Source organism: Pinirhizobacter sp. (genome assembly GCF_035317885.1).
Lineage (GTDB): Bacteria > Pseudomonadota > Gammaproteobacteria > Xanthomonadales > Rhodanobacteraceae > Pinirhizobacter.
Map to the genome: position 1 here is coordinate 1 of NZ_DATHFX010000145.1, position 9,241 is coordinate 9,241.

Annotated in this window: 7 protein-coding genes; 3 read left to right on the plus strand and 4 right to left on the minus strand. The window is 65.7% G+C overall.

The window, feature by feature from the left end; translation table 11 throughout:
- The 3 genes from VK519_RS04485 to VK519_RS04495 all read right to left on the minus strand — a co-directional run.
- Positions 1 to 2,157, minus strand: a 2,157-nt coding sequence (locus VK519_RS04485; RefSeq protein ID WP_324347933.1) for a glycoside hydrolase family 31 protein, incomplete at its 3' end; no start/stop codon positions are given.
- Positions 2,158 to 2,251: 94 nt separating this feature from the next.
- On the minus strand, positions 2,252 to 3,400 hold the full coding sequence (locus VK519_RS04490) for a GGDEF domain-containing protein (protein WP_324347934.1): 1,149 nt from the start codon (positions 3,398 to 3,400) through the stop codon (positions 2,252 to 2,254).
- Between the two features lie 43 nt (positions 3,401 to 3,443).
- Positions 3,444 to 5,120: an FAD-dependent oxidoreductase gene (locus VK519_RS04495; RefSeq protein WP_324347935.1), complete on the minus strand. Its 1,677-nt coding sequence runs from the start codon at positions 5,118 to 5,120 to the stop codon at positions 3,444 to 3,446.
- Positions 5,121 to 5,265: 145 nt separating this feature from the next.
- On the opposite strand from VK519_RS04495, the gene VK519_RS04500 reads away from it, so the two are divergent.
- Genes VK519_RS04500 through VK519_RS04510 form a run of 3 tightly spaced genes read left to right on the plus strand, consistent with a single transcriptional unit; the run spans position 5,266 to position 8,334 of the window.
- Positions 5,266 to 5,604, plus strand: coding sequence for a type II toxin-antitoxin system RelE/ParE family toxin (locus tag VK519_RS04500; protein WP_324347936.1), 339 nt, complete (start codon positions 5,266 to 5,268; stop codon positions 5,602 to 5,604).
- A complete protein-coding gene (locus tag VK519_RS04505) occupies positions 5,601 to 5,882 on the plus strand; it encodes a helix-turn-helix domain-containing protein (RefSeq protein ID WP_324347937.1) in 282 nt (93 codons plus the stop codon). The genes VK519_RS04500 and VK519_RS04505 overlap by 4 nt, the downstream gene beginning before the upstream one ends.
- Before the next feature lie 58 nt (positions 5,883 to 5,940).
- Positions 5,941 to 8,334 carry a GH92 family glycosyl hydrolase gene (locus VK519_RS04510; protein ID WP_324347938.1) on the plus strand — a complete coding sequence of 798 codons (2,394 nt, stop codon included), beginning with the start codon at positions 5,941 to 5,943 and terminating at the stop codon, positions 8,332 to 8,334.
- Here the strand turns inward: VK519_RS04510 and VK519_RS04515 are convergent.
- On the minus strand, positions 8,331 to 9,241 hold a 911-nt coding region (locus VK519_RS04515; protein ID WP_324347939.1), incomplete at its 5' end, for an ERAP1-like C-terminal domain-containing protein. The genes VK519_RS04510 and VK519_RS04515 overlap by 4 nt on opposite strands.

Genomic DNA, 9,241 nt, shown 5'->3' on the forward strand with positions numbered 1-9,241 from the left:
ACCATCCACGCGCACCTCCAGCGGCATGCCGGTGCCCAGCAATTCCACCACGTACGAACGCATGTCGGGCCGGCCGGCATAGACGCCCTGCATCGCGCCGATGGCGACCTGGTGTTCGTTGTCGTCACGCCAGCTGCGCACCAGGGTGCGGGCGAAGGCGCCGCGCCGATAACCCTGCGATATGCCGTCGTCGTCGTAGACGGACGTCTCGCCCACCGGGCCCGGGTAGACCTGCAGCACCATCTGCTGCGGCAGCCGCGTAAGGTTGCGCAGGCCGTCGGTGTACAGCGGCAGGATGCTGCCTTCGCGGACGAAGATCGGTGTCTCGCGCAGTGCGTAGTCCTGGCTGATGATGACCCCGCCGTCATAGACGCGTGCGCCCTCGCGGCTGTACCAGCGCCCCGGCGGAAGCCAGGTGTCGACGCGGGTGTAGCCGCCTTCGCCCGCTGCGGTCACCGGGCTCAGCAACAGGCTGTCACCGAACATGTACTGGCCCGGCACTTCGTAGGCGCGTTCCTCCCGGGGCCAGTCGTAGTACATCGGCCGCACCAGCGACAGGCCCGTGTCGTGGGCTGCCCGTGCCGCGGCGTAGATATACGGCGCCAGGCGGTAGCGCAGGCGGATCGCCTCGCTGATGACATCGCCAAAGCGGGGCGCGAAGTGCCAGGGTTCCTTGTGCAGGCTCGCTTCCTTGGCCGAGTGCGTGCGCAGCACCGGGCTGAACACGCCCAGCTGTACCCAGCGCGTGTAGAGTTCCGGATCCAGGTGGCGCTCGGCGCGGGGTACCGCCTTGTCGAAGGTGTGGCCGCCGATGTCGTGGCTCCAGTAGCCGTACAGCACGTTGGACGCCGTGGCGGTGAAGTACGGCTGGAAGGCCAGCGACGCCCACGAGATCACGCTGTCGCCGGAAAAGCCGATGGGATAGCGGTGGTTACCCAGGCCTCCCCAGCGGTGGTAGATCAGCCCGCGCGCATCGTCGTGGCGCTCCATCTCGTTGAAGAACACGTGGTTGAGCCACCAGGTGTTCGACAACCCCGGCACGGCCTTCGCTTCCGCCCACTGTTGCCAGTCGAGCCACCAGAAGTCGACGCCACGTTTTTCAAGCGGACGCAGGATGGTGTCGAACAAGGCCCGCATGTACGGCTTGGAACTCCCCTCGAAGGGAATCGTGGCGCCCGTGGCGGTGTCCAACGACAACGCCTGGCCCATGGCGGTGTAGTTCTCTTCGAATGCGGGCACGCCGGATGCGGGATGCAGGTTCAGGGTGATCTTCAGGTCGTGTCCGTGCACCCAGCGCAAGAAGGCATCGGGGTCGGGGAACAGGCTGCTGTTGAAGGTGTAGCCCGTCCAGCCGCGCTGTTCGCCGAACTCATCGCGCTCGTCCATGCCCGTGCGCAGGGACAGGCCCGGCGTGGTGTGCCAGTCCATGTCCAGTACCAGCACATCCAGCGGCATGCGTTCGGTGGCGAACCGGCCCAGCAGCCGGCGCAGTTCCTGGTCGGAGTAATTCCAGTAGCGCGACCACCAGTAGCCGAAAACGAAGCGTGGCGGCAGCGGCTGCGGGCCGGATACCGCAGCGAAGTCCGCAATCGCCCCGCGGAAATCGTGGCCGTAGCCGAAGAAGTAGACATCCTGCGCCGGCGCCTGGCCGCGGCCGGTGACCCAACCGTCTTCGTCCAGGCGAAAGCTCGTTGAATCGTCCACCACGTGCCAGCCGCCGCGTGACAGGATGCCCGGCTCCAGCGGAATTCGCGTGCCATCGGTCCAGGTGTCGCCGTCGTAGCGGTCGAGCGTGCGGAAGGTACCGAGCAGGTTGCCTTCCTCGACCATGCCCGGTGTCCAGCGCGCCCCTTCTTCACCTTCGTCGCGCAGCACGATGTGCAGGTTCGAGGCATCGGGCGCCATGTTGCCCTTGATCCATTCCAGCCTCAGCACGCCGGTGTCCAGTACCAGGCGGGTGTCGTCCTCGATCACCTCGAAGTCGGGTTTGGGCAAGCCACGGCGGACGGCGAACTGCGTGCGCGCATCGTTGAAACGCCTGGCAGGATCGAACTCCACGCGCAACAGGCGCGGCGTGAGCACGGTCAGGCGAACCGGACCGCGGGCGAAGGTGGCCTCGGGATCGGCAAAGGCATCGTGGACGGTGGCAACGGACACTGGGTAGCCGGCGGAGGCATCGAAACCCCGATTATAGGCCTGCGCATCAGGCGGCATTAGGGGTCGGAGTCATAACTCTGACCCCACGCCGCTACTAGCAGGCGAATACCTGGTTGCGGCCCGCCGCCTTGGCCTTGTACAGCGCCTCGTCGGCGCGGGCGATCAATTCCTCGAACGACTGCGTGGCATCGGCCACGGCCACGCCGATGCTGGTGGTCATCGACAACCGTACCTTGCCGAACGGCACCTCGGTGGCGGCCACCGCCTGGCGCATGTCCTCGGCCAGTACCGCGGCCTCGCCCAGGGTCAGGCCCGGCAACGCCAGCACGAATTCCTCGCCGCCGTAACGGCTAAGCAGGGTGCCCGGGTCGCGCACCGCGCCGATAAGGGTGGAGAACTGGCGCAGCAACGCGTCGCCGCCATCGTGGCCATAGGTGTCGTTGACCTTCTTGAAATAATCCAGGTCGAAGATGAGCAGTGCGAACGGACGGCCACGCGCGCGGCAATGCGCCAGCGCACGGCGGCCGTCTTCGATCAGCGCACCTCGGTTGAGCAGGCCGGTCAGGCCATCGATGCGCGCCAGGCGCCCCAGGTCCACGGCCAGGCGCTCGGCCACCAGCAGCATGAAGGCGATGAACCAGCCCAACGCCAGCATGATGCCAATCACGAAGGTGGCAACGATCGGCGTTCCGCCGTGCATGGCGTCCTCGCCGGAGCCAGGGGCCAGCGGCATGAAAGGCCTTGCCGCGTAGAACAGCAGATCGCAAGTGAAGACAACCGCTGCCAGTCGGCAACTGGTGCGCAGTTCCTGCGGTCCGTGGCGAAGCAGCATCCACACCGTGCAGGCATCCCACACCACCATCTGCACGCTGAAAAGATGCAGGCGCACGCGCAGGCTCGGCACGACATACTCGAAGAACGCCTGCGCCGCCACGAAAAGCGCGATAAACGTCACAGGCGGTCCCCAGCGCAACGGCCGGTCGACGTGACGCGAGACACCGGCGAGCATCAGCGCGCCGGAAATGCCGATGAACAGGTTGCCCAGCACTACCGACATGCCTTCGTCGATCTGGTTGCGCAGGCCCGCGAACAGCGCACCGAGCGTAGCCATCCAGAAGCCGGCAGCCCACAGGCGCAACACGCGTTGCCGTGGCAACACCAGGCCAAGCAGGGTGAAGCCTACCGACAGGGCGATTCCGATCAGGAAACCAATGATGCCGAGGGTGGGGATATCCAGACGCATGCAACCTTATCGGCCGGGCGCGCGGATTCTTGACCTGTCGCTGTCAGGCCCCGGCGGGCGGCGCCAGGAACTGGTGCACGGCCTGGATCACCACCGAACCTTCGCCTACGCCGGAGGCCACGCGCTTGACCGAACCTGAGCGCACGTCGCCCACCGCGAAGATGCCCGGGCGGGAAGTAAGGTAAGCCGAAGGCACGGTGCCCAGAGCCGCCTTGCCGGTGACCACGAAGCCTTTGTCGTCCAGCTCCACGCAACCTTGCAGCCAGTCGGTGTTGGGCTCCGCACCGATCATGACGAACACGTTGCCGATCAGACGCGTAATGACCTCGCCCGTACCACGTTGGGTCCAGCTGACCTGCCGCAGCCGGTCGGGGCCCTCCAGCCGGCATATCTCCGAGTGCGTGTACAGGGTGATCTTCGGCGACTGCACGATGCGCTGTACCAGGTAGTCGCTCATGGTGGCGGCAAGGCCGCCCGAGCGCACCATCATATGCACGTGGTCGGCGATGCGGGACAGGAACACCGCCGCCTGGCCGGCGGAATTGCCGCCGCCGACCACCACTACTTCCTCGCCGCCACAAAGCTGGCCTTCCATCGCGGTGGCGGCGTAATGCACGCCGGCGCCTTCGAAGCGGCCGTAGTCCTCGACGCTAAGCTTGCGATAGCGCGCACCCGTGGCCACCACGATCGCGCGCGCGGTCACCACCTGTTCGTCGTCCAGCCGTACACGGTAGGGCGTGGCCGAGCAGTCGATGGCTGCCGCGGCGCGCGACACCATCAGCTGCGCGCCGAACTTCTGCGCCTGCACCTGCGCACGGCCGGCCAGGGCCTGGCCGGAAATGCCGGTGGGAAAGCCCAGGTAGTTCTCGATCTTCGACGACGTCCCCGCCTGCCCGCCCGGCGCCGTGCTTTCCACCACTATTGTGGCCAGGCCCTCCGAGGCTGCGTAGACCGCCGAGGCCAGGCCCGCCGGGCCGCCGCCGATCACCGCCACGTCGTACACCTTGGCCGGGTCGAGCACTTCGGTAAGGCCAAGGCCATCGGCCAGTTCCCGCGACGAAGGATTGCGCAGCAGCGTGTCGTCGGCGAGCACCACCACCGGTAACTGGTCGGCCGAAAGCTCGAAGCATTCCAGGAAGCCGCTGGCGGCGGGGTCCAGTTCGGTGTCGAGCAGGCGGTGCGGGTAGCCGTTGCGTATCAGGAAGCGTTGCAGGCGCAGGGTATCGGCCGAATGCGCCGGGCCGATCAGCACCAGGCCATCGTTGAAATGGCGGATCAGGCCCACGCGGCGCAGGATGAAAGCGCGCATGATGATTTCGCCGATGTCCGGCTCCGAAGACACCAGCCGGCGGAAATCGGCGCGCGGCACGCGCAACACGCGCGTGGGCACGGGCGCCCAGCCCGACATCCGCACCTGGCGGTTGTTGAACATGTCCAGCTCGCCGCTGAACTGGTAGCGTCCGTGGGTGGTCACTACGTCGCGGCTGCCGTCGCGCTGCCGGTGGAATACCTCCACCCGCCCTTCCAGCACGAAAAGGAAATCCAGCCCGCGCTGGCCCCGCTCGAAGAGTTCCGTGCCGGCCGATACCTGCTGCTCCGTGCCATAGCGTCGCACCCGCGCCGCCATCTCGTCGGAGAGCCGCGGGAACGTCTGCGCACTCCGGGCCATCGGGTCGCTCGGGTCGAGAGCCTGCTCGGGTCGGGGAGGAAGTTCGGCCATTTTCGAATCGTAGCGTTTTGCGGTGACCGGGAATATGACCGGTTAGGACGATGGGACCGTGACGGCGCGCCCCCTCGCAACCTGGCGGCGTAACAAGCCCGCCAGGTGTGCTTGAGTTTCATACAAAATATTGTATAGTCCAGCCATGACTGCACGGAAGCACGTCTGTTTCATGGGTTCGGCACTGGACGACTTGCGCACGTTCCCGGAATCCGCTCGCCGCCAGGCCGGCCACCAGATCGACCGATTGCAGAACGGCTTGCAACCGAACGATTTCAAGCCCATGCCCACTATTGGCCGTGGCGTCGAGGAGATCCGGGTCAAGGATGACAGCGGTGCCTATCGAATCATCTACATCGCTAGACTGGCGCACGCGGTATACGTACTGCACTGTTTCAAAAAGAAATCTCAGAAGACTTCCCGGCCAGATCTGGACCTCGCCGCAAGCCGCTACCGTGATGTGATCAAGGACCTCTCGCCATGAGCAAGAAGACATTCTCAAGCATCTGGGACGCTATCGAAGATTCTCCCGAGCAGGCAGAAAACATGAAACTGCGCTCGAAGCTTATGATGGCACTCAAGCAACACATCGAGCTTGCAGCACTCAGCCAGTCACAGGCAGCGCGGATTTTCGGTGTCACGCAGCCGCGTGTATCGGACATGGTGCGTGGCAAGATCGACCTGTTCGGGCTTGATGCCCTGGTGAACATGGCCGCCGCGGCGGGCCTGCACGTGGAGATGAGGATCAGGCAAGCCGCTTGACGGGGCGGTGGGATTGCTTTTAGATCGTGGCAAATCCCGCTGCCGTGAATATATCCCCATGCGAACGATCCCGCTTGCCGCCGCCCTGGCGATGGTCACGCTTTCTGCAGTCGCGGGCCCCGCGGCCGAGGTGAATCCGCTGATCGGCACTGCCAATGGAGGCAATGTGTTCCCCGGTGCGGTGTTGCCGTTCGGCATGGTGCAGTTCAGTCCCGAGGCCACGCCACTGCCCGGCTCGCGGCACCTGATCGCCGCTCCCGGCGGCTATGAATACCGCGCCAACCAGGTGCGCGGCTTCAGCCTGACCAACGTGGAAGGCTGGGGCTGCGCCGGTGCCTCGGGCGACGTGCCGATCATGCCGGTGACCGTCCCGGTAACGAATTCCCCCTCGAGCGATTTTCGCCACGCCTACGCAGTGGGCTTCAACCACGCCAACGAGGTGGCGAAAGCCGGCCACTACCATGTGATGCTGGACAACGGCGTGGCAGTGGATCTCAGCGCCAGCCTGCACACCGGTGCGGCGCGCTTCGCCTTCCCCGCGGGCAAGAACGTCAACCTGCTTGTGCGTGCGTCGGATTCGGAAGTGGGATCGGAAGAAGCGAAGGTCGACGTTGACGCAGCCCACGGCCGGGTGACCGGACAGGTCACCAGCGGCAACTTCTGCGGCTACACGCCTGTGAACCAGCGCAGCTACTACACGCTGTACTACGTGATCGAGGCCGACCAGCCCATCGTGGGCACCGGCACCTGGAAGGATGGCAGCGTTACCGCGGGCGCGACGTCCTCCAGCGGTGGCACCGGCTATGGTGCCAAGGGTGTTCCCGATGCCGGCAAGGGCTCCGGTGCATGGATCAGCTTCGATGGCGCGAAGGGCCGCACGGTGAACCTGCGCATCGGCCTCTCGTACGTGAGCACGGCCAACGCGCAGGCCAACCTTGAAGCGGAGAACCCGGCCGGTACTTCCTTCGACACCATCGCCGCGCGGGCCATCGCCGCATGGGACGAGAAGCTGGGACAGGTAGAGGTGCAGGGCGGTAGCGCCGACCAGCGCACGGTGTTCTACACGGCGCTGTACCACTCACTGATGCACCCGAACATCTTCAGCGACGTCAACGGTGAGTACCGCGGCTTCGATGGCACCACGCACCAGGTGCAGGCGCCGCAGAAGGCGCAGTACGCCAATTTCTCCGGCTGGGACGTCTACCGTTCACAGCTGGCGCTGGTGACCTGGCTCGATCCGAAAACCGGCAGCGACATCGCACAGAGCCTGCTGAACCAGGCGACGCAAAACCACGGCGTGTGGGACCGCTGGACGCACAACAGCGGCGGGGTGCACGTGATGAATGGCGACCCTTCGGCCGCGGCGGTGGCCAGCATCGTGGCCTTCGGCGGCCGCGACTTCGATATGAAGGGCGCGCTGGCCTCGCTGGTGCAGGCCGCCGACCACCCGACGGAACTCGATGCCTCGCACGATGGCTGCGAAGTTGAGTGCGTGGGCCAGCGGCCGGGACTTTCCAGCTGGTTGTCGCTGCACTACATCCCGGTCGGCGCCCCCGCCTGGGGCCCCGCCGCCGATACGCTGGAAGACGTCACCGCGGAATTCGGCATCAGCCAGCTGGCTGGCCGCCTGGGCGACAAGGCCACGCAGAAGCGCTTCCTGGGCCGCGCACAGAACTGGCGCAACGTGTTCGACCCGAAGGCCACCCCTTCCGAAGGCTACATCCGCAACCGCAACACCGACGGCAGCTGGGCGCTGGTGAAAGACGATGAAAACAAACCCGCGCATGCCTTCGACCCGTCCACCGAAGACGGCTTCGTCGAAGGCAGTGCCGCGCAATACGTATGGATGGTGCCCTTCAATGTGAAGGGACTGTTCCAGGCGATGGGTGGTACCGGCAAGGCACGCGCGCGGCTGGATAAATTCTTCTACCAGCCCGATGGCACGTTTGCCGTGACCAAGGCCGGTCCGCTGCACGCAGAACTCGACAACGAACCCTCGATCGGCACGCCCTGGCTGTATGCGTATGCGGGCGCACCATGGAAAACCCAGGAACTGGTGCGCGAGGTGCTGGACAAAATCTGGGTGAATGCGCCCAACGGCATCCCGGGTAACGACGACCTGGGCGAGATGAGCTCATGGTATGTGTTCGCCGCGATGGGCCTGTACCCGGCCACGCCAGGTCGTGCCGAGTTCGTGCTGGGAAGCCCTGTATTCCCGCGCATCACCGTCAAGCGCGCCGACGGCGACGTGGTGATCGATGCGCCCTCGGCCGGCCCTGGCAAACCGTATGTGCAGGCCTTGAGCCTCGATGGCAAGGCCACCTCGCGCCCATGGCTGCCCGAATCGTTCGCACGGCATGGCGGCACGTTGCGCTTCGAACTGGGTGATGCGCCGCAAAAAAAATGGGGCGCCGGCAGCGCCGACGCCCCACCTTCATTCGACGTGCATTAACCGTTCTTCTTCAGCCACGCATCGACTGCCGGCAGGCGTTCGCTGCGAACCTGGGTGCGGTACTTGATGTTGGCGATCACCGTCTCCGCGCCGCGGCGCGAGGTAGGCGAGATGTACTTCTCGGCGAAGGCCTGCACCTTGCCGGGCATCGCCGGATCGAAGGACGATGAGCCGATGCCCGGGTAGTAGCGCGCGCTGGACGTGGAGTCGACCAGCTTGTCCACCTGCGCCTTGTGCGCCACCGCGAAGTCGAAGGCCATGTCCGGATGGTTGCGGCCGACGATCGAGATCATCCCGGCGCTATTGGTGGCGCCCGGCTCGTCGGTCAGGGCAAGGTCCAGCGCACGCTGGCCGAGGGCATCGTCCTTCGCGGTGGAAAGCAGGGCGTACAGCTGGTCCTTCACCAGCGGCGTGGTCTCGGCCTTGGCCTGGGCATGCAGCTTGTCCCAGGTGGCGGCGTTTGCATTGCTGGCCACCACCGCCATGATCGTCTTGCGCAGTTCCGCCGGCATGTCGTTGGCCTCGAAGCGACGCTGCGCTTCGGCCAATACGGCCTTGTCGCCAAGCGCACCCAGGGCACCGATCAGTTGCGTGCGCAGGATCGTTACCGGCGCGGCCTCCCCTTGCTTGGGCGTCCAGCCCACGTGCTTCAATTCGGGGGCCAATCGGGCGGTGGCGAACTTGCGGAAGGTTGCCTGCCGCGCGGCATCTCCGCGGTAGTAAGAATCCAGGCCGAGCACGCCGTCGACCACCTCACCCCATACCTGCGGCACGCTGTCGGTGGTGACGGCCTTGGCCAGGTCCATGTAGTTGGCGGGCGTCTCCACCCCTGCCATCGCCATGGCCCAGGTATCGCCCATGATGCCCAGCTGGTCGATCGGCTGGAGGCCTGCGAAGGCACCGCGAA